This is a genomic window from Terriglobus sp. (assembly GCF_965201105.1).
Classification (GTDB): Bacteria; Acidobacteriota; Terriglobia; order Terriglobales; family Acidobacteriaceae; genus Terriglobus.
On the sequence record NZ_OZ241741.1, the window covers coordinates 3,424,192 to 3,443,825 of the forward strand.

The 19,634-nt window shown below is 62.5% G+C and carries 22 protein-coding genes; 14 read left to right on the forward strand and 8 right to left on the reverse strand.

Going from position 1 to position 19,634, the window contains the following annotated elements; all coding sequences use genetic code 11:
• The first annotated feature begins 90 nt into the window (after window positions 1-90).
• Entirely contained in the window at window positions 91-1,515 is a 1,425-nt protein-coding gene (locus ACOFKT_RS15135; protein WP_419804817.1) for a bifunctional folylpolyglutamate synthase/dihydrofolate synthase, read from the forward strand.
• Window positions 1,512-2,351 carry a lysophospholipid acyltransferase family protein gene (locus ACOFKT_RS15140; RefSeq protein ID WP_419804818.1) on the forward strand — a complete coding sequence of 280 codons (840 nt, stop codon included), beginning with the start codon at window positions 1,512-1,514 and terminating at the stop codon, window positions 2,349-2,351. The genes ACOFKT_RS15135 and ACOFKT_RS15140 overlap by 4 nt, the downstream gene beginning before the upstream one ends.
• Before the next feature lie 72 nt (window positions 2,352-2,423).
• On the opposite strand, the gene ACOFKT_RS15145 is transcribed toward ACOFKT_RS15140, so the two are convergent.
• Window positions 2,424-2,795 (reverse strand): hypothetical protein, encoded by a 372-nt coding sequence (locus ACOFKT_RS15145; RefSeq protein ID WP_419804819.1) that lies wholly within the window; start codon window positions 2,793-2,795, stop codon window positions 2,424-2,426.
• A gap of 450 nt (window positions 2,796-3,245) precedes the next feature.
• Between ACOFKT_RS15145 and ACOFKT_RS15150 the strand changes: the two genes are divergently transcribed.
• Window positions 3,246-3,455, forward strand: a complete 210-nt coding sequence (locus ACOFKT_RS15150) for a hypothetical protein (protein WP_419804820.1) — start codon at window positions 3,246-3,248, stop codon at window positions 3,453-3,455.
• 109 nt (window positions 3,456-3,564) lie between these two features.
• Here the strand turns inward: ACOFKT_RS15150 and ACOFKT_RS15155 are convergent, their stop codons facing one another.
• Window positions 3,565-4,398 carry an endonuclease III domain-containing protein gene (locus ACOFKT_RS15155; protein ID WP_419804821.1) on the reverse strand — a complete coding sequence of 278 codons (834 nt, stop codon included), beginning with the start codon at window positions 4,396-4,398 and terminating at the stop codon, window positions 3,565-3,567.
• A 20-nt stretch (window positions 4,399-4,418) separates the two neighbouring features.
• Complete coding sequence (locus tag ACOFKT_RS15160; protein WP_419804822.1) at window positions 4,419-4,625, reverse strand: hypothetical protein; 207 nt, start codon at window positions 4,623-4,625, stop codon at window positions 4,419-4,421.
• Between the two features lie 114 nt (window positions 4,626-4,739).
• Here ACOFKT_RS15160 and ACOFKT_RS15165 point away from each other — a divergent pair, with 114 nt between their 5' ends.
• The 3 genes from ACOFKT_RS15165 to ACOFKT_RS15175 all read left to right on the forward strand — a co-directional run bounded on the left by ACOFKT_RS15165 (window position 4,740) and on the right by ACOFKT_RS15175 (window position 8,229).
• A complete protein-coding gene (locus ACOFKT_RS15165; protein WP_419804823.1) occupies window positions 4,740-6,044 on the forward strand; it encodes a glycosyltransferase family 87 protein in 1,305 nt (434 codons plus the stop codon).
• A 10-nt stretch (window positions 6,045-6,054) separates the two neighbouring features.
• Window positions 6,055-7,056, forward strand: coding sequence for an NAD-dependent epimerase/dehydratase family protein (locus ACOFKT_RS15170; RefSeq protein WP_419804824.1), 1,002 nt, complete (start codon window positions 6,055-6,057; stop codon window positions 7,054-7,056).
• Between the two features lie 207 nt (window positions 7,057-7,263).
• On the forward strand, window positions 7,264-8,229 hold the full coding sequence (locus tag ACOFKT_RS15175) for a glycosyltransferase family 2 protein (RefSeq protein WP_419804825.1): 966 nt from the start codon (window positions 7,264-7,266) through the stop codon (window positions 8,227-8,229).
• 241 nt (window positions 8,230-8,470) lie between these two features.
• On the opposite strand, the gene ACOFKT_RS15180 is transcribed toward ACOFKT_RS15175, so the two are convergent.
• Entirely contained in the window at window positions 8,471-9,304 is an 834-nt protein-coding gene (locus ACOFKT_RS15180) for a tetratricopeptide repeat protein (protein ID WP_419804826.1), read from the reverse strand.
• A 253-nt stretch (window positions 9,305-9,557) separates the two neighbouring features.
• Between ACOFKT_RS15180 and ACOFKT_RS15185 the strand changes: the two genes are divergently transcribed.
• The 6 genes from ACOFKT_RS15185 (at window position 9,558) to ACOFKT_RS15210 (ending at window position 16,224) form a co-directional block, all read left to right on the forward strand.
• Window positions 9,558-10,493, forward strand: coding sequence for a hypothetical protein (locus tag ACOFKT_RS15185; protein ID WP_419804827.1), 936 nt, complete (start codon window positions 9,558-9,560; stop codon window positions 10,491-10,493).
• Window positions 10,494-10,789: 296 nt separating this feature from the next.
• Window positions 10,790-11,962: a Gfo/Idh/MocA family protein gene (locus ACOFKT_RS15190; RefSeq protein WP_419804828.1), complete on the forward strand. Its 1,173-nt coding sequence runs from the start codon at window positions 10,790-10,792 to the stop codon at window positions 11,960-11,962.
• 192 nt (window positions 11,963-12,154) lie between these two features.
• Complete coding sequence (locus ACOFKT_RS15195) at window positions 12,155-13,831, forward strand: DHA2 family efflux MFS transporter permease subunit (RefSeq protein WP_419804829.1); 1,677 nt, start codon at window positions 12,155-12,157, stop codon at window positions 13,829-13,831.
• A 67-nt stretch (window positions 13,832-13,898) separates the two neighbouring features.
• On the forward strand, window positions 13,899-14,198 hold the full coding sequence (locus ACOFKT_RS15200; protein WP_419804830.1) for a hypothetical protein: 300 nt from the start codon (window positions 13,899-13,901) through the stop codon (window positions 14,196-14,198).
• An 83-nt stretch (window positions 14,199-14,281) separates the two neighbouring features.
• Window positions 14,282-14,971 (forward strand): 7-cyano-7-deazaguanine synthase QueC, encoded by a 690-nt coding sequence (queC, locus tag ACOFKT_RS15205; RefSeq protein ID WP_419804831.1) that lies wholly within the window; start codon window positions 14,282-14,284, stop codon window positions 14,969-14,971.
• Between the two features lie 119 nt (window positions 14,972-15,090).
• Window positions 15,091-16,224, forward strand: coding sequence for a hypothetical protein (locus tag ACOFKT_RS15210; protein WP_419804832.1), 1,134 nt, complete (start codon window positions 15,091-15,093; stop codon window positions 16,222-16,224).
• Window positions 16,225-16,320: 96 nt separating this feature from the next.
• On the opposite strand, the gene ACOFKT_RS15215 is transcribed toward ACOFKT_RS15210, so the two are convergent.
• Genes ACOFKT_RS15215 through ACOFKT_RS15230 form a run of 4 tightly spaced genes read right to left on the reverse strand, consistent with a single transcriptional unit; the run spans window position 16,321 to window position 19,061 of the window.
• Window positions 16,321-17,601 carry an A/G-specific adenine glycosylase gene (locus ACOFKT_RS15215; protein ID WP_419804833.1) on the reverse strand — a complete coding sequence of 427 codons (1,281 nt, stop codon included), beginning with the start codon at window positions 17,599-17,601 and terminating at the stop codon, window positions 16,321-16,323.
• A gap of 54 nt (window positions 17,602-17,655) precedes the next feature.
• Entirely contained in the window at window positions 17,656-18,360 is a 705-nt protein-coding gene (locus tag ACOFKT_RS15220; RefSeq protein ID WP_419804834.1) for a 7-carboxy-7-deazaguanine synthase QueE, read from the reverse strand.
• 15 nt (window positions 18,361-18,375) lie between these two features.
• Window positions 18,376-18,756, reverse strand: a complete 381-nt coding sequence (gene queD / locus ACOFKT_RS15225) for a 6-carboxytetrahydropterin synthase QueD (protein WP_419804835.1) — start codon at window positions 18,754-18,756, stop codon at window positions 18,376-18,378.
• A gap of 35 nt (window positions 18,757-18,791) precedes the next feature.
• Window positions 18,792-19,061: a hypothetical protein gene (locus ACOFKT_RS15230; RefSeq protein WP_419804836.1), complete on the reverse strand. Its 270-nt coding sequence runs from the start codon at window positions 19,059-19,061 to the stop codon at window positions 18,792-18,794.
• Window positions 19,062-19,180: 119 nt separating this feature from the next.
• Between ACOFKT_RS15230 and ACOFKT_RS15235 the strand changes: the two genes are divergently transcribed.
• Together ACOFKT_RS15235 and ACOFKT_RS15240 are read left to right on the forward strand one after the other, a co-directional pair.
• Complete coding sequence (locus tag ACOFKT_RS15235) at window positions 19,181-19,384, forward strand: BrnT family toxin (protein WP_419807180.1); 204 nt, start codon at window positions 19,181-19,183, stop codon at window positions 19,382-19,384.
• Complete coding sequence (locus ACOFKT_RS15240; protein ID WP_419804837.1) at window positions 19,344-19,622, forward strand: hypothetical protein; 279 nt, start codon at window positions 19,344-19,346, stop codon at window positions 19,620-19,622. The genes ACOFKT_RS15235 and ACOFKT_RS15240 overlap by 41 nt, the downstream gene beginning before the upstream one ends.
• The last annotated feature ends 12 nt before the right edge of the window (window positions 19,623-19,634 follow it).

Genomic DNA, 19,634 nt, shown 5'->3' on the forward strand with positions numbered 1-19,634 from the left:
AGCGACTATGCCACTCTGGGCGGAGTGTGCCCGTAACCCTGGGCGTGGACGTGCCCAAGATACCGGCCGGCTGGCTACAATCGAGTTCGCATGACCTATCAGGAAGCGATTCAGTCACTTGCCACCGCCGGTGCGGAACTGGCTGGCACGCGGCGCAAGTTTGAGCTGGAGCACATGCGTGTGCTGGCGCGGTCACTGGGCGACCCGCAGGCGAAGTTCCCGTCTGTGCTGATCGCGGGAACGAACGGCAAAGGATCGACCGCGGCCACGCTGGCGAGCATGCTGGCGGCAAGCGGGTACCGTACCGGGCTTTACACCTCGCCACACCTGCTGCGGGTCAACGAACGAGTGCAGATCAGCGATCCGGCGCGGCCCGGCAACTCGCTGCAACCGATTGCGGATGAGGAGTTTACCCGCAGCATTACCGCCGTGGACACTGCAGCGCGGAACCTGGTCGAGCGCGGCGAACTGCCGCAGATGCCCAGCTTTTTTGAGACAGTGACCGCTGTCGCTTTTCATGCGTTTGAAGGCGCGAAGGTCGAGATCGCCGTGCTTGAGGTGGGGCTGGGTGGACGTCTGGACGCGACCAACATCGTCGAGCCGCTGTGCAGCGTGATCACGGACATAGCGCTGGACCACCAGGAGTGGCTGGGCGAGACCATTACGGAAATCGCGAGGGAAAAAGCCGGCATTCTGCGGCCCGGCGGCACGCTTATCACGCTGCCACAGCACCCGGAAGCGAACGCCTCCATTGGCGAGCGAGCCGTGGCGCTGGACGTGACCGGCGTGAACGCCGCGGCCTACCTGCCGCAGCCATCGCCGCGAGAAGCCGTGGGCGGCAGCTATGAGGTTCCGGCATTTGGAGCAACGTTAGCGCTAACGCCCCAGCTTGCGGGCGAGCACCAGCGCCGCAACCTGGCCCTGGCGCTGGCCACGGCGGAGTGGCTGGCCGTGCGCGGCGGGTTTGAACGCATTACCGCTGCCGCGGTTGAGCGCGGTATCCGCGAGGTGCGCTGGCCTGGCCGGCTGGAGCGATTGACCCTGCCCGGCGGTGCCGCTCTGGTGCTGGATGTGGCGCACAATCCAGCCGGCGTGTGGACGCTGCGGTCGTACCTGTCGCGCGCCTTTGCTGACAGCACCCTGCCCGCGCCGCATACGCTGATCTTCAGCGGGCTTGGAGACAAGGCACTGGAAGAGATGGCGCAGGTGCTTTTTCCGCTTTTCGATGAACCGGGCGACCGCGTTCTGCTGGCACCTGTGCGCTCGCCCCGCGCCGCGAGTGTTGACCGGCTGGCCGCCATTGCAAGTGGGTGCGCGGACGCGCCGGTGCTGCCGCATGGCAACGTAACCAACGATGCCGTGCAGGTGCTGCCGGACGTGACAACCGCTTACGCCGCGGTGGGCAGTTCCAACGGCGGCTCGGTGATTGTGGCAGGTTCGGTTTATCTTGTGGCCGAATGGAAACAGGCGATGCTGGCCGATACGGCCGCCAATGCCGCAAAGGAGTATGCGTGAGTCAACCAGCAGTCCAGGACGTTTCAGAACGTGACCTGCCACCCATGACGCGGCGGGAGCCCTCCGCGTTCTGGAAGTGGGCGACGTACCTGATCCTGATGCCGATCATGGCAGTGTGGACACTGCTGTGCGGCGGCGTTTCGCTGCTCTGCTCGTTCTGGGACAAGTTCGGGCGCCAGCAGCACCACGTGGCGCAGATCTGGGCCAAAGGCACGCTCTTGTTGGCCGGGTCGCGCCTGACGGTCGTGCATCCGGAGCGACTGCAGCGCGGCGGTGCGGCCGTATACGCGTGCAACCACCTGAGCTATATGGACACGCCGGCGCTGTTTGGAACGCTGCCGTTTCAGTTCCGCATCCTGGCGAACCACTACCTGTTCAAATACCCGGCCGTGGGCTGGCACCTGACACGGTCGGGCCAGGTGCCCATCGATCAGTCGAGCCTTCGGTCGCAGATTGCAGGTTTGACGCGCGGGGTAAAGACGCTGAAGGACGGCATGCCCGTGCTTCTTTTCCCGGACGGCAGCCGGTCCAGCGATGGGCACGTGCGGCAGTTCCTGTCGGGCGCGGCGTTTATGGCGATCAAGGCGCAGGTGCCGCTGGTGCCGATGGCGTTGATCGGCACGTATGAACTGTTGCCCATGCACGCGTACGCGCTGTCGCCGCGGCCGCTGCTGTTGATTGTGGGCGAGGCGATGGAAACCACAGGCATGACCACGAAGAACGCCGATGAACTGACGCAGCGCCTGTTGAAGACCATTAGTGACATGTACTACGCGCATTCCCCGTTGGAACGGCCGGAGCATGCCCCCCCAAGCGAAGCAAAGGTGTTCGTCTGAGCTGTTCTGCTTCTGTTCATAAAGAAGCCCGCTCGTATCGAGCGGGCTTTCGTCACATTGGGTGAGATCGGTTTAGTAGCGCCGACCCGGGCCGCCCTGGTGCGACCAGAATGCGCTGTAGCCACGTTGAAAGGCAGAACGGTAGGCGCGACGCGCCGGTCCGCGATAGTTGCGGTATTCATCCCGGTTCAGTACGTTGGGCTGCCGGCGATTCTCAGCATCTTTGCGGGCACCGTCCAGACCGTCGTGCCAACCCTGGCGTTGTATGTCCTGGCGGAAGTCATTCGGCGGCGCATCCCAGCCACCCTGTCCGGGCTGTCCGTAGCCATTGTTGTACTGGGGGCCAGCCCCGTATCCATCACGGCCGTACTGGGCCATGGAGATTGCCGGCACCAAAAGAGCCCCGGCGAGCAGCGCAGTGATTACGCGTCCTTTGTTATTCATGCGATGTTCCTTTCCTGCCCTTCTCGTAAGAGCAACGACACACAAGAAGACACGGGATGGGACGGCGGGTTGCGGTGGCGTGTTGCCAGTGGACGAAAGATTCCATGCAGCATTTGTGAGGCGGATGCAAACATTGCTGTCGTTGGCCACACGCTCCGGTTCGGATTTGTTCTGAATGACTCTCTCCACCGATGGATTTGTCCGGTTGCGAATGCCGGACGCTGTGCCGGTTTGAGTGTGGCGTTATTCGTGTCAGTTCGGAGTTATAGATGTCTTACTTACCGGGTCGTAAGTGGGAGTCGAACGGTCATAGTTGCGGGGAGCAAACGCCGAGCGGTCTTGCTGTGATTTATAAAGTTTTCGTGTTGGGACAGGAGTTCAAGGATAAGTCTGCGAGTGAGCAACACAGCGCAGCAAAACGCCCGTCTCAATGAATGACGGAGGGTTACCATGCAGGCGATTCATGATGGCCAGTGCGGGCTGTGCGGCCACTTTGGCGAGAACCATGCGAAGAATGACGCGCTGGTGAGCATTGTGACCAGCCGGCAGGCGGATGTGGTGTTGATCGATGAATGCGGCCATCCCAAGCATTCGGGCCTGCACCTGAAGGTGACGCCGATCAGCGGTTGTGACGGCTTTGTCGCAGCGGCTGCAGCGTAACTATCGGTATCCCTCGGGAGCGTTTCGGACGTGGTCAGGGCCGAGAGGGGGCGGTGCCGGCATAGGAGGTCACGCCTAGATGTATGAATTTTTAGCGACCTCACGCCGTTCAGTAGTTTGACTGCAGCACGGCCGGGTAGTTCCGGATGTTCTCACGGCCGGTCGGGCAGAGTTCGACTAGCGGGCAGAGGAAACAGGTGGGCTGATTGGGTGTGCAGCGGGTCTGGCCGAGCAGCTTCACAAGCTGGTGGTGATCGTCCATCGTGACCGCGTTCCAGTCTGTTGGAACGATGCGCATCAGGGCCTGCTCGACTTGCCACGGCGTACTGCGCTCAGGCGCGAAGCCCATGCGGATGGAGACCCGCTGGTGGTGGCCATCGACGCTGATGACGGGGCGGCGCAGTGACGAGAAGTTCACAATGGCGGCGCTGACCTGCGATCCGATGCCGGGGAACTGTTCAAGCCACGCGCGGATCTTTTCCGTTCGGTACACCGCCAGGAACGCCAGCGAGAGCGCACCGGTGCGCGTGGTGATCTGCTGCAATGTGGCTTTGAGTTGCGGTGCTTTGCGATCGGCGAAGGTGGCGAGGTGAATCGTCTCTTCGATTTCTGGAACAGGGGCGTCGCGCAGGCGCTCCCAGTGCACCTCGTCCCAACTGTTCGGCCCCGTGGGCCATCCGCTGTAGCGCTCACGCAGGGCGCGCAGGGTGGCGTGCGATTCCGGTGTCTTGGTGCGGGAGCTGCACAGCGAGTAGATCAGCTGGGTAAGCGGGTCCCACACCTCACGCGGCGCGGGCTGGCCGGAGGCTTCCAGCAGCAGACGGTGCATTGCTGACAGACGTTTCTGCTCAACCGCGTCCTGCCCGGTCCAACGTGTCTGCTGCGCCCCACCGGCAGATGTTTCGCCGAACAGCGGGGCGGCCACTTCACGCGGGCGCGACACCGGTCTGTGCCTCGAGCCTGCTACAGCGCGTCTTCGACTGCCTTGCGGCAACGCGTGTACAGGACGAGCAACTGTCCGACCTGGTCGTCGGGCTTGGCGACGCTTGCGGCGGAGAAACCGGGCGTGCCGCTGCCACTGCCTTTGACCACATTGGTGGTCGATGCGATGAACTTCAGCAGGTCGAGTGCGATGTCTTCGGTGCGCCGCGCGGTGTTTGGTGTGTCCATGGTGTCCTCAACTGCAAGGATACGATGCAGCGTGCGAGGCGGCGCTACGCCGGTCGAAGCAGCGGAAGCGTTTCGGTGAAGGCTGCATGTGCTGTGTAGGATGGATTGACGGCCATGGACCACATTCAAGTGCAGCAGAGACGGCGGGGCTTTTCAGACCGTTTCGCGATCGTTGCGTTTGCGTGCGTGCTTCTGTGCCTGACTGGGGAAAGTTGGGCCTGGTACTTTCATAATCCACACCTGACGAATTTTCCGTGGATGGCACCGTTCGACCGGTGGGCGGATCTGTGGAACTACAGGGAAAAGATGCTGCACCTGGAGCGCGGGGCGGCGTTTGTGGGCAGGGGCTCTCCGGTATTCAACTATCTGGCGCCAGCGGCGTTTGTGTACCACGTGCTGCTGCGTGCGCCGCACCCGGTGGCGACCTTTACGGTGCTGGTGGTTGGCGCGTTCGCGTTGCTGCTGATTGCGTCAGGCGTGCTGCTGGTGCGGCGGCGGCTTTTCCGATGGGAAGAGATGCTGGCGTTGCTGGCACTCGCGGCCAGCTATCCGATGAGCTTTGTGGTGTATCGCGCGAACCTGGAAGGGATTGTGTGGGCCGTGGTTACGGCGGCCCTGTGCCTGTTCCTAAGCCGCCGCTATATGGCGGCAGCGATCGTTCTGGCGATGGCGATGAGCATCAAGCCGTTTCCGGCGATTTTGCTGCTGTTGTTCCTGGCGCGCCGGCAGTACCGCGCGGCGATGCTGAGTGTTGGCGTTGCCGTGACGCTGGTGCTGTGCGGATTGGCCGCGCTTGGACCCGGCGTGATACGCGCGTACCAAGGCCTGCAATACGGTGTTCTTCTGTATACGCACCAGTACATCAAGACCTTCCGCTGGCCATATGAGCAGCAGTACGCGCATGGCATTCTGGATTGCATCAGGGTGTTGTATTTACGGTGGGCGTCGACACATGCGCATATCGACCCGGACAAGGTGATTGGGACACCGACGCCTGTCGTGTTTCCCTTGATCTATGCCGTGATCGCGCTTGTGATCGGGGTAGTGATGGTGTGGGGGCTGCGCAGGAAGCCGGCCGTGAATCAGGTGCTGGGTGCAAGCATCGGCTTGACGCTACTGCCTCCCTCGTCAGCGGATTACACGCTTTGCGCTTTGTATCTGCCAGTCCTGCTGTTGGGATATTTTCTGGTGACGGAGGTTCGATCGGGCCGCGCCGTCTGGGGCGTGCGTCACATGCTGCTGTTTGTGGTGCCCTGCGCGGTTCTGCTTTCACCGCTGAACCTTCTCGGCTTCTGGACCACGCCGTTGCGTTTGTTCCTGCTGCTTGCCTTGGCCGCGGGAGCGATCAGCCTGCCGTTGGCAATACACGCGCTCGACGTGAGTGCGCAGGTTGCTCCGGCGCAGCATGTGTCCGCGTAGGCGCGCTCCGATGCCCAGGTTCGACGCCAACCCCAAGCCGACTTCGAGTACGCATGCTCTTGCGGAGTTGAGCGGTGCACGTGTGGTCGTGACCGGAGCCACGGGCTTCATCGGCCGGCATGTGATGGATGCGCTCGATCGGGTGGGTGCCCACGGCGTTGCTGTGGTGGATCGCGTCCATGCAGACCGGGTTCACGCGGACCGGGGCAGGACCCTGCTTTCCGGCCCCGAGCTGTCCGTGTTCGATGACCCGATGCAGATTGCAAAGCTGGTGGCTGCGTTGCGGCCCGATTACGTGATCCACCTGTACGCGGAGATCACGACGGAACGCACCGTTCGCGCGATCGAATCGACGTTGCGCCGCAACCTGCTGCCCTCCATCGCGCTGATGGAGGCCTGCATCGAGACAAAGGTCCGGCGGATGATCCTGATGGGTTCGGGTGAGGAGTTCGGGCCGGTGACCGGTCCCTTCGACGACTCGACGATCCCGGACCCGCCATCACCGTACGGGGCGAGCAAGGCCGCCACGACCTCCTACGCGAAGATGTTTTACCGCGCCTTTGAGCTGCCGGTGACGGTGCTTCGTCCGACGGTGGCTTATGGTCCGTTCCAGTCCCCGCGCATGCTGATTCCGCAGATCATGGATGCCTTGCGCGCCAACCGTCCTATTGACGTGACAGAAGGCAGACAGACCCGCGACTTCATTCACGTTTCTGACGTGGCGGAGGGTTTGCTGACGGCGCTGGTGCGCGCGGAAACGAATGGCCGGTCCTACAATTTGGGTTCCGGCGAGGTCGTTACGGTGAAGCAGTGCCTTTCGCTGATCGAGGAGATCAGCGGACGCAAGGGGCTGATCCGCTTCGGGGCTCTCCCGTATAAAAAGGGAGAGATCTTTTCCTACGAGCCTCTGCTGTCGCAAACAGAGTCTGCCCTGGGCTGGAAGGCCGAGACGTCGTTGCGGGCGGGGCTTGCTTCCACGTGGAACTGGTTCGTTTCGCAAGGGGCGGAGTAGGTAGTCTCAGATGAATGCTTCTTACGCAGACAATATTCCAGTGGGTATCGACAGAAATGCAGGTTCTCCACTACGCAGGACGATGAAGCTGTCCTGCTTCGGTCGAAATGACAAGTTTTCAGTCATACCGTAATTCATCAGACCGGCCCTAGCGCCTGGGAACAGATTGGACGTTTGCCGGACATGCCGCAAGAGGAGGAGCACAGGGTGACGAACGCCAATCCTGGGGAGCAGAAACGGCTCATCTCCATCGTGGTGCCGGTGTACAACGAGGAAACGACGGTTCTGCCGTTCCACGATGCCATCTGTGCGGTGGTGGCGCCGCTTGAGTCGAAGTACGATTTTGAGTTCGTCTTTACCGATAACCACAGCGAAGACGCGACCTTTCCTTTGCTGCAGGACATGGCGCGCCGCGACCGTCGCGTCCGGGCTTATCGGTTCTCACGCAACTTCGGCTTTCAGCGGTCAATCATGACCGGGTACACCAAGGCGAAGGGTGACGCGGCGATCCAGATGGATGTGGACCTGCAGGACCCGCCCGAACTGATCGGGCGCTTTTTGCAGGAATGGGAGAACGGCGCCGAGGTGGTCTACGGCGTCCGCGTGAAGCGGCAGGAGGCGTGGATTACGAATGTGCAGCGCGCCCTGTTCTACCGTCTGATCGACAAGCTCAGCGAAGACCAGATTCCCGTGGACGCGGGGGACTTCCGCCTGATCAGCCGGCGCGTGATCGAGTTGCTGAAGAGCTTTGAAGACGCGAAGCCATACCTGCGCGGCACCATTGCGTCGCTCGGCTTCAAGCAGGTGGGCGTTCCCTATAACCGGGGCGTGCGCACCAGCGGCGAAAGCAAATTCCCGTTTTCCAAGCTGGTCTCGCTTGCGGTGGACGGCATTCTGAACCATTCGGTCGTGCCGCTGCGGATTTCGACCTACATCGGGGTGATTATCTCGGTGGTCACGTTTATCGCGATCGTCGGCTACGTGATCGCGAAGGTTTTGCTGGGGTCGAACTGGCCGCCGGGCTTTGCGACACTGGCCGCGCTGATCCTGCTGGGCATCAGCGTAAACGCCATGCTGCTGGGCATTATCGGCGAGTACCTGGGCCGCATGTACCAGCAGATGCGCAACCAGCCGCTCAGCATTGTGGAGCAAACGGCGGGGGTCGTGGAGTAGGGCGGAATCGCCGCTTGGCGCCACGCGGCATTAAGTAATATCGGATGAAAGTTTTACGGCACATAATGCCCTGCTGGTGCCGACAAAATGCAGGTTTCTCCACTGCGCACGCGCAAAGAGCGCGCGTGCTCCGGTCGAAATGACAAGGTTTTAGTTGTACCGTTCATCAGGACCTACCCCGCGCCCGGCACGCGGTCACGAAGAAGAGCGAACCGTAACGGCGGAAACACGAGGGTAGCGGTTAGTTGTTCTTCAGGTCGTCCACCATTTTGAGGAACGGTTCGGTGGTACGCAGGTCGGCGAAGCTGGATTCGTGCAGCAGACGGTTGCGGTCGTGGAAGCCTTCCACGATGCTGCGGCGCAGGTAATCGAGCGCGAGTTTGGGGCTGCCGCTTTGTGCAAAGGTGCAGGCCAGGTGGTAATGCATTTCCGCCTGGTTTTTGCTGCCGCCACCGGCCTGGATGCCGCGCTGTGCCGTGCGGTCCATGACCTCGGGGTCCATGCGCATGGCATCGCGGTACATGGCATCGCCCTTGTTGTAATTGCGCTTGCTGTAATAGAGCGCGCCCAGGTTCTGGTAGGCATCGGCGTTGTTCGGCTTCAGCTTGATGGCTTTGCGGTAGTACTTTTCCGCTTTGCCCAGATCGCCGCGGTTGTGCATGACCGTGCCCAGGTTGTTCCAGGCGTCGCCCATCTTCGGGTCGAGCTGCAGCGCGGCCTCAAAGCAGTGCTGCGCCTGGTCGAACATGAGCATGCGCTCGCTGGCAACACCCATGCGGTTCTGGATGTTGGGGGTGGTGGGCTGAAGCTTGCCATACACGCGAATGGCGGCGAGATAGCGGCCGCGCGCGGTTAGGGAATCAGCCAACTCCAGCGATGGCGGCCCATCGGGGTCCAGGGTGCGCGTCGTCAGGGCGGGTGCGGTTTCGGCGTGTGCGGGGATGGAAGAGGGGATCTTGCCGGCGTCCGCCACCTGCGGTGCAGGAGCGTCCTGGGCGCGGAGTGGCACAGCCGCGGCACCAGACAAGGCGACCGTCAGAAGGATGCGAAGGGAAAGGCCGGGGCGGATAAACATGATCCCTCCTCGCAGCGAGCGAGATGGCGTGCAGTGTGGAAGCATATTGCTCCCGTCAAGGCCCGTTCGGCAAGTAGGTAATTTCCGAGTGGGTCGTTTCAGCAGATGTGCCGGCTCTCCGGCCGGGGCCATGCCACTCGGCTGTGCTGGCTGCGATACCATCGCAGATGGGCCGAAGGGCGCGCCGCGGCTGCGGAAGACGCTGCAAGCGGCCTCACCGGAACATCTCTTTTTCACGAAGGACAGGGGCACGATGGCGTTGACAACGAAGCTGGCGGAACAGGTGGAGCAGGCAGCAGCACAGGCCGGGCTGAAGGTGGCGGGCGCGGGCGAGAATGCCGGCTTCAACGGGATGCCGACCGAGTTGTATACCTTGACGCTGCCCAGCGATCCAGCGCGGCGGCAGACGCTGGAGTTGAGCGCCAACACGGACCTGAGCAAGGCCGAGTTTCAGCAGCCTGTTCATGACTTTCTGCTGCAGGCGGCCAAGCGGCTGCGCAACCCGCGTCCCGAGTGCGCGGTGACGCTGGGCGGCCTGCCGATCAGCTTCAGCAGCTGGCAGTGGCCGTTTCACCTGTCCACGTCGGGCGCCGACACCTACATTGTGCACGGCGAGGCCCGCCTGGAGGATGGAAAGACGCCAGCCGAGCAGCAGTTGCGGGCAAAGATTTCAGCCAGCATGACGGTGACGTTTGCTGAGGTGGTCGCCGCGCCGGAGCAGCCCTTTGCCGAAGGCTTCATCTACAACGCCGTGCGCAAGGTGATGGACCAGGGGCAGATCGAACTGGTCAAGAGCGGCAACCGCCAGCCCGTGCCGGTGACCACGCGCTACTACTCCACCAAGCAGGGCCGGTTCATCTTCAACGACACCGATGAGCAGCAGCGGCAGGACTTTTTGGCAAGCAAGGTGTACTGGTTGAGCGGCGTGCTGGGCGGCAATGCGCCGGTGTGGCTGCTGGACCCGCGCGACGCACAGTACCTGAACACCACGGTTGCCGAGTTGCAGAAGAGCGCCGAGGCATTGAGCGGCGACGGCCTGCTGCAGTTTGAGCAGGACCGCGAGTTCGCCGCCGCGACCACGCCGCTGATGGGCCACCACGCCGAGTTCGAAAACAATCTGGCGGAGGCGATCGCGTTTACCAAGCCGACGTTTAACGAAGAGATGCGCGCCGGCAACACGAATATGTAGGCGGGGATCAGGCCCAGGTGGTTTGTAATGAATCGTCTGACGCACACATGTCCTGCGGGCACTGGCAGAAATGCAGGTTTCTCCGCTGCGCCCCACGGTGAAGCTGTGGGGCTTCGGTCGAAATGACAAATTTTGCTCGTATAGTGATTCACCAGACCGAACCTAAGACCTCTGGTTGGCAGGCCTATTCAGGGCCTACAGGCTTGTGCTCTGGGCCTCGCGCGCAACATCGCGCCGCGCCACGGCACCGGGCCTGACCTGTCGCATCTCACGGTCTGCAACGACGAGGAGACGAGATGGGGATCAAGGAATGGTTGGGCATGGCGCAGGAGAAGAAGGTGCGCTACGCCATTGTGGGCGTCGGCGACATTGCGCAGGAAGACATGATGCCCGGCGTAGAGCACACCGGGAACTCCGTGATCACCGCGCTGGTCACCAGTGATCCGGAGAAGGCGAGCAAGCTGGGCGACGACTACAACGTCGAGGCGACGTATAGCTATGACCAGTTCGCGGAGGCGATCAAGGCCGGCACCTTTGACGCAATTTACCTGGCAACACCGAACTGGCGTCACGCCGAGTTCATCGTGCCTGCGCTCAACGCCGGCATTCACGTGTTGACGGAGAAGCCGATGGAGGTTTCAACCGAGCAGTGCCGGGCAATCCTGGAAGCAGAGCGCTCCGCAAAAACCGGCAGCGGCGCCAAGCTGATGGTGGCGTACCGTTTGCACTTTGAGCCGGCAACGCTGGCGACCATCGACAAGATTCGCTCGGGCGACCTGGGCCGCATACACCTGTTCAACTCGAGCTTCGCGCAGGTCGTGGATCCCTCGAACCACCGCGCACACCACGGCGACCTGGCGGGGCCGGTGCTCGATATGGGGCCGTACCCCGTGAACGCCTCGCGCTATGTGTTTGAGGATGAGCCGACGGAGGTCGTCAGCGCAGCGGGTACGAAGCATCCTGAGTCGGGGTTTCCGCAGGACTTCTACGACACCGTCGCGGTCACGCTGCGGTTCCCCGGCGAACGGCTGGCGCAGTTCAGCATCTCGTATTACGGCAACCCGACGAACAGCTTCACCGCCATTGGCGACAAGGGCACCGTGATGCTCGACCCGTGCTACATGTTTGGCAAGCCGCTGGAGCAGACGGTCGCGATCAAGGATGACAAGTCGAAGGAGAGCTTCAAGAACACCGACCATTTCGGCGGCGAGCTGAAGTATTTCAGCGATTGCATTCTGAACAACACAGAACCCGAGCCGGACGGCGAAGAGGGCTTCGCCGACGTGCGCGTGCTGGAGGGTGTGCTGGAGGCGTTGAAGAGTGGAGGCTCGGTCAAACTGGCGCCGTTTACGCGAACCCGGCGCATCGACACCACCGCGCAAAAGGAAACTCTGGGAGCCGTCAGCACACCGGACCTGGTGGATGCCAAGAACCCGAGCAAGGGTGTGGAGAAGCAGCCGAAGAACTGAGCGGGTGGCTGCGGGCCGCAGGTGTTGCATGCAACTCGCCCGCAGAAGCAGGACAGTTTGGCGCATGTGGGGGCCTGCATCTTCTCACTTCGTGCGCTCCTCAAATGATTGGGCGGCCATGAAGTTCGCCAATCACCGTTTGCCATGGCGAGGCCGATTTTGGGGCCGCACGGGTGAGCTGCAGGAAGGCACGTGGCAGAAGGGATCGTACCAATCGAAGAAGCACTCGCTCCGGCAGCTACGCGATTTGAGCCTGGCGTTCCGCTCAGTTCGCCCGCGACGGGCGGGTCCAGGGTGCTTGCGCCACTTAAAGAGATCAATCCCTGGATTGTGGCGCTGGTCGTCACGATGGGCACCTTTATGGAGGTGCTGGACACCTCCATTGCCAACGTGGCGCTGCCGCACATTGCCGGCGCGCTGTCGAGCTCGCAGGACGAATCCACTTGGGTGCTGACCAGCTACCTGGTGGCGAATGCGATCATCCTGCCGATTTCGGGCTGGATTTCGTCGGTGATTGGGCGCAGGAATTTCTACCTCATCTCCGTGGTGCTGTTTACGGTGTTTTCGGCGGCGTGCGGCATTGCGCCAACGCTTGGGGCGCTGGTCGTCTTCCGCGTATTGCAGGGGCTGGCTGGCGGCGGCTTGCAGCCGAGCGTGCAGGCAATCCTCGCCGATGCTTTTCCCGGTGAAAAGCGCGGCATGGCGATGGCGGTGTACACGGTCGCAATCCTGGTGGCGCCGGTACTGGGCCCGACCCTGGGCGGGTGGATCACCGACAACTACTCGTGGCGATGGATCTTCTACATAAACATTCCGGTGGGCTTGTTGTGTACGTTCTTTACGCGGATTGTGCTGCACGACCCGCCGCAGCTGGTGGCCCGGCGCCTGCTGAACAAAGGCAAGAAGCTGCAGATTGACGGCACCGGCCTGGCACTTGTTTCCATCGGCCTGGCCTCGCTGGAAGTGGTGCTGGACAAGGGGCAGGAGCTGGACTGGTTCGGCAGCACGTTTATCTGCTGGACGGCTTTCCTTGCGATCGGCTGCCTCTTGGCCGCGATCTGGTGGGAGCTGCGCGTGAAGGCCCCCGTGGTGAACCTGCGGCTGCTGGGCGAGCGCAATTTCGCCTTCTGCTGTCTGATCGTGCTGGGCGTGTACACGGCGCTGTATGCTTCCACATTTCTGCTGCCGCAGTTCATGCAGGAGCTGATGGGCTATGACGCCACGCAGGCCGGCATTGCAGTTTCTCCCGCGGGCCTGGTGACCATGCTGGAGGTGCCGATCGTCGGCTGGCTGCTCGGCCGGGGCAGCGATGCACGGGGCTTCATCTTTGCCGGTATCGCGACCATGACGGTGGGAACGTGGTGGCTGTCGCTGGCAAACTTGGGCGTGTCGGAGGCGACGTTTATATGGCCCCGCGTGGTGCAGATCCTGGGGCTGGGCATGGTGACGGTGCCGCTGTCGACGATCATGTTCCGCTTTCTACCCACGGATCAGAGCTCCAACGCCGCGGGCCTGTACGCGCTGGTTCGCAACGAAGGTGGATCGATCGGCATCGCGGTCGCAAGCACGTTTCTGCAGCGTACGGCGCAGACGCACCAGGCGTACATGGCGGCGAATCTTGCGCCGTCGAACCCGCTGGCGCAGCAGGCGATAGGCGCGGTGGGCAACGCACAGGGGTTCAGCGGCCCCAACCAGGCGATGGCCGGGCTGGCGCAACTGTATAGCCGCCTGCATGAACAGGCCCAACTGCTGGCATACATGGACCAGTACCGCCTTTTCACGTATCTGCTGATCCTGTTGTTGCCTCTGGTGTTCTTCCTGAAGCGAGCGCCGCGGCTGATTGGAAAGATTGAGTTGGAAGCGCACTAGCGCCGCGTGCAGCCGAGCCATGCCGGGCGGCGTCTTAGACTTGGACACGAACCGAAAGGCAGGCACGATGGCAGAGCGCGACGAAGACGATTTTGTGACGGTGGCAAGCTACAGCGAAGTGGGCGACGCGCAACTGGCGCAGAGTGTGCTGGACGGCAGCGGCATCGACAGCTTTCTTTCGGGTGAGGAAGCCAACATCCTGTTGCCGATGAGTGGTGCGCGGCTGCAGGTGCGCGTGGCCGACGCCGCGGCCGCACGCGAGCTGCTGAACACGGTGCCGGCCGGCGGACTGCAGGACGGTGAGACTACAACCGGCGCGAACACGCCCATCGGCGCTTCGTTGGCGGATAACGGGGACGACCTGTAGTGACGGAGCGGGGTGCAGCGCCGGGGAATCCGTCGCCCGGAGCGCACGTGGAGGCGGCGAAGTCTCCCTCCGCAAGTGGAGCGGTGCGCCCGAAGGCGGTCGTCTGCCTTTCCGGGGGCATGGACTCGACCGTGTGCGCAGCCCTGGCGGCCCGCGACTTCGATGCCTATGCCCTGCACTTTTCCTACGGTCAGCGGACGGAGGCGCGGGAGCTTGAGTCGGCGCGGGCCGTGGCAGACGCGCTTGGCTTTCGGCAGTTTCTGCCACTGCGGGTCGACCTGTTCCGCATCATCGGCGGTTCGGCGCTGACGGACGCGACTATCGCCGTACCGGAAGCGCCCGCGGAGGTGAGCAGCATCGGCGCGGAAGTGCCGGTCACCTACGTTCCTTTCCGCAACGCGCATTTTCTTTCGGCAGCGGTGAGCTGGGCAGAGGTGTTGGGTGCCCGCACGATTCTGATCGGTGCGGTGGAGCAGGACAGTTCGGGCTACCCGGATTGCCGGCCGGCCTACTACGACGCGTTTAACGCGCTGGTCCGGCAGGGCACGAAAGAGGGTGACATCCGTATTGAAACCCCGCTGATCCGCATGCGCAAAGCGGAGATCGTGCGGCTGGGTGTTGAACTGAACGCACCATTGCATGTAAGTTGGTCATGCTATTCGGGCGACCGGGTGGCCTGCGGCGTGTGCGAAAGCTGTGTCTTGCGGCTCTGTGCTTTCCGCGAAGCAGGCAGGGCAGACCCGATCCCCTACGTGGCCGGCGTAGAAGGCTAGGGGCGGAGCGGATTACACTCGGAACGGCGGTGTCGCGGAATGCGGTCGCCGGCAGCCAATATTTTTTACATCACCCAAACTGGCGCAGATATGGCCGGCAGGAGCAACAGGAACCGATTATGAAAACTCTTCGCAACCTTTCTCTTAGTGCGGCGACGCTGGTTTTGGCATCGGCCTCGGTTTTGGCCCAAACACCCGCGCCGGGAACCGTACACGGCACGGTAAACAACCCAGCGGGCCAGCCGGTCAAGGAAGGCGTGGTGAAGCTGACGACGGACCGCACCAGCCAGGACGACAAGACCCGCAAGTATCAATACACCGCTCCCGTGGGTGCGGACGGCACGTACAAGGTCGACGGCGTTGCGCCGGGCGACTACGTGCTGTTCTACCAGGTGAACGAAAAGACGGTCGATTACCTGGAGCACGTGGTGGTCAAGGCGGGCGACAACCTGACCGAAAACGACGACATGACCCGCGAGGACTACCTGAAGCACTTGACGCCGGAAGAGCGCAAGCAGATTGAAGATTTCAAGAAGAAGAACTCAGAGGCTACGAACGCTAACAAGCAGATCGGCAACCTGAATACCCTGCTGACCAAGGCGCGCGAGGAAGAAAAGACGAACCCGCAAGGTGCCGTGGATGACATGAAGCAGGCCACCAGCGTAAAGACAGATGAGCCGGTATTGTGGCTGGAGCAGGGTAATGCCGAATTGGCCCTGGCCAAGGCGGACACCGACGCGAGCAAGAAGACGCAGGACTACACGGACGCAACGACCGCCTTCCAAAAAGCCGTGGACACAAATGCTGCCAGCAAGAAGCCAAACCCGGCTTTTGCCGGCGCGGCTTACAACGGCTTGGGACAGGCCTACGGCAGCACCAACAAGCCGAAGGACGCGACCGACGCCTATGACAAGGCTGCGCAGGCCGAGCCCGCCAAGGCGAGCATGTACTACTTCAACGCCGCGGTCACGCTGAAGAACGCGGGCAGCAACGATGAAGCGGCAGCCGCCGCAGACAAGGCCATTGCGGCGGACCCGGCCAAGGCGGATGCGTACTACATCAAGGGCGCTTCGCTGATCGGCAAGAGCAGCATGCAGGGCAACAAGCTTGTGCCGCCTCCGGGTTGCGTGGAAGCGTACAGCAAGTACCTGGAACTGGCGCCCACGGGCCGTTTTGCACCGGAGGTCAAAGGCATTCTGGCCGAAATGGATCAGTCGGTCGTGAACAGCTATAAGGCTTCCAAGAAGCGGTAAGCTGGCGGCGCGCAACATATCAAGGCCCGGGAGCAATCCCGGGCCTTTCATCTTTGGCGGTGCTCGGCTTGCCTTCGATTCCAGACACCGCGCCGTTCAGATGTCCTGCTTTGTTCCTTTGCCGCCGTTCCGCGCTGTCATAAAGAGCGGCCCAGGCCCACTTTCTGCGGGCGGGGTCCGCACGCTGCGAACTGTCCGCGTTTGTGACGGGAATGAGGCGAGCGGAATGGATTCCATCGAAAGTGCTGAGGGCGCGACCGCCGGAGCCATCAACCCGGTACGCTGCAACACCTTGCGCGCGAACCCGGTCAGCGGCAGGCGATCCAGCAGCTGCGCATCGAACCACGCAGTCTGATGGCCGGGCAGAGCGAAGCGGCGTACCTGCTGACGGTTGGTGATGCCAAAGACTTCTGCATAGTAATTGGTGCCCACGATGGCGTGGCGCAGGCGAAGCATGGGTTCGCTTGCGGGAGCCGTGCTCAATGTCGGCAGTTCAAGCATGCCGGGCATCAACGACAGGTCCGCATCGCGGCGGTGCAGCAGCACCTCTACGCCGCCGCGCGCGCCCGTGTTTCGGGTGGCGAGTGCATAGGCCACACGTTCTGACTTCATGGCAGCACGTTCAGGCGTGGGGTGTTCCCCGCGGGTGCGGCACCAGTCGTACACCGGGCATTCCAGGCAGCGTGGCGCGCGCGGCAGGCACACGGTGGCGCCAAGCTCCATCATGGCCTGGTTGTGATCGCCGGGCGGCGGCGCGGGTGTGCCGCTCTGTTCAGCTTCACACGCCGGCGCATCGATGAGTGCCTGGGCGAATCGCTGAACAAAATCGACGGTCTCACGATCCGCTTGCTCGGGCCGGCCCGCGATGCGCAGCAGCACACGCTCCACGTTGCCGTCCACCACGGCGGCGCGCTCGCCAAAGGCAATGCTGGCGATCGCGGCAGCGGTATAACTGCCGATGCCGGGCAGTGTGCGAAGCTCCGCCGCGGTGCGCGGCAGCGTGCCCTCATGCTCCTGCAGCAGAAATTTGGCCGCGCGGTGCAGCATGCGGGCGCGCCGGTAGTAGCCCAGCCCACTCCAGCGCGACAGCACCTCTTCTTCCGGCGCAAGCGCCAGGGCCACGACGGTCGGAAAGCGCTCGGTAAATGCGTGAAAGTGCTCCAGCACGGCATTGACGCGGGTCTGCTGCAGCATGATCTCGCTGACCCACGTGCGGTATGGGCTGGGCTCGCGCCGCCAGGGCAGGTCGCGTGCGTGGCGGCGATACCAGGCGAGCAGGGCGGCGGCAAAGGCGGCTTGTGCCTCGGCGTCCAGCGGAAGCTCAACCGGCGTGCGCGGGATGCGTGACCGCGTCGTGCTGGTTGCCTGCGATGCCATTCAGCTTGCAGTGTACAGACGCATTCTGAAGATCGTCGACGGGCCAGCGGCGACTTAGACGCCCTTCTTCTGCGGCTCCCACACGAACTTGTGCATTTGCAGCGAAAGCCGCGCGGGCAAGCCGTCCTCAAGCATCCATTGCACCAGATCGCGCGGGTCCAGCTCCATGTTGTCGGCCGTGCGCAGCGGCGAGGGGGACTGGTGAAACGCGGGGGAAAGCAGGATGCCCCCGAGCGTGCCGTCCGCGATTTTGCCGGCCAGGTGCTCACGCGTGAAGTCGCGCGCAAACTCGTAATCGCGACGGTCGCGCAGAACAAACTTGATCTCGTCACGCGCCGTCAGCGTTTCGAGGTTGCTCATGCGGAAGGACCCGAAGGCCGGTCCCGAACCCGGGCACTTCACATCCACGATCTTGTGAACTTCGGCCGGCACTTCCTCCAGCGGCCGCTCGCCGCTGGTCTCCATCATGAGCGTGTAGCGCGTCGTGTCGTCGCGGAGCAGGCGGCGCATGAGCGGCAGCAGTTCACGGGCGTGCAGCATGGGCTCGCCGCCGGTGAACTCAACCAACGGGCACGGCTGCAGCGACTGAATTTGCGCAACGACCTCAACTTCGGTAAACGGCTTGCCACCATGGAATGTGTAAGTGGAATCGCACCACGCACAACGCAGGTTGCAGCCGGCGAAACGCACAAAGATGCACGGCACGCCGGTGAACGAGCTTTCGCCCTGCACGGATTTGTAGAGTTCAATCAGGCGCATGAAGTTTGGGCGTGCCTAGTCAACGTAGTAGCTGGCCTGCGATGTGTCCGTTTCAAAAATCGTGCTGCGCTTCACGCGGACACGCCCACCGGTCACCTCGCGCAGATGATCGTTCGTCCTGTCGAAGAAGTACCGGGCCAGGTTTTCCGCCGACGGATTTACGGTGGTGAACGGCTCCAGATCATTGATCATCTGGTGATCCAGGTAGTTGATCACGGGCTTCAGCACGTCCTTCAGCACCTTGAAATCGAGCAGGAGGCCGTTCGGCTCCAGCTCCGCGCCGGCCAGTGTCACCAGCACGCGATAGTTGTGGCCGTGCGGGTTTTCGCACTTGCCGTAGTACTCGCGCAGGTAGTGGCCGGAGGAAAAGCCGGCTTCAACGGTGACTTCATACATCGCTCCTCCAGTTTAGCGAACGAGCGCGCGCCGACCTACCGAATCGGGCGGCGCGGCGCTTTCTGACCATCGAGTTCACGCTGCCGCGCGGAACGGCGCTCCGCCTGCTCAAACATGCTCTGAAACACGCCGAACAGCGTGACCACCAGCCCAAGCAGCAGAAGGATGATGCCGATCATCTGCCACAGGCTGGAGTCCTGGGGCGCGCCCGGCTCGTGGGCGATGCCGCTGAATCCGATGCCGTATGACACCAGCGCAAAGAAGCCCAGCGTGGCGGCGAGAATGTAGAGGTTGCGGCTCAGCATGACGGCCTCACGATTATTCTAGATACACTTGCCGGGGTGAAGCTTGAGTACGACCCGGCAAAGAGCGAACGCAACGCGCGGGAGCGGCAACTTTCGTTTGATCGAGTCGCGGAACTGGACTGGGACACTGCTATCGTGAACCCAAGCCCGCGGAATGGGAGCCGCGCTATGTAGCAGCCGGGTACCTGCAAGAACGCCTGCACATTGTGTGCTATCTCTACACCGAGCTCGGGGCAAGAGTCATAAGCTTTCGTAAGGCGAAGCAGAAGGAGGCGAACAAGTATGGACTACCACTCCGAAGAGTATCTGAACGGCTTAACTGACGATGACGGCGAGGTCCGCGAGCTGACTGCCGAGGACTTCGCACAGTTTCGGCCGATCCAGGAATTCCCTGAGATGTATGCCTTCTTCAAATCCCTGAAGCGGCCCGAAAAGGATGATCCGGAGCCGGTGGAGATTGCACCGGACGTGGTGCGCGCTTTTCGCAGCCACGGCGACCGGAGTGTCGGAGAACAGGTGAACTCCGCCCTGCGGGACTGGCTGCGCGAACACGCGGCCTAAGCGCGCATCGCA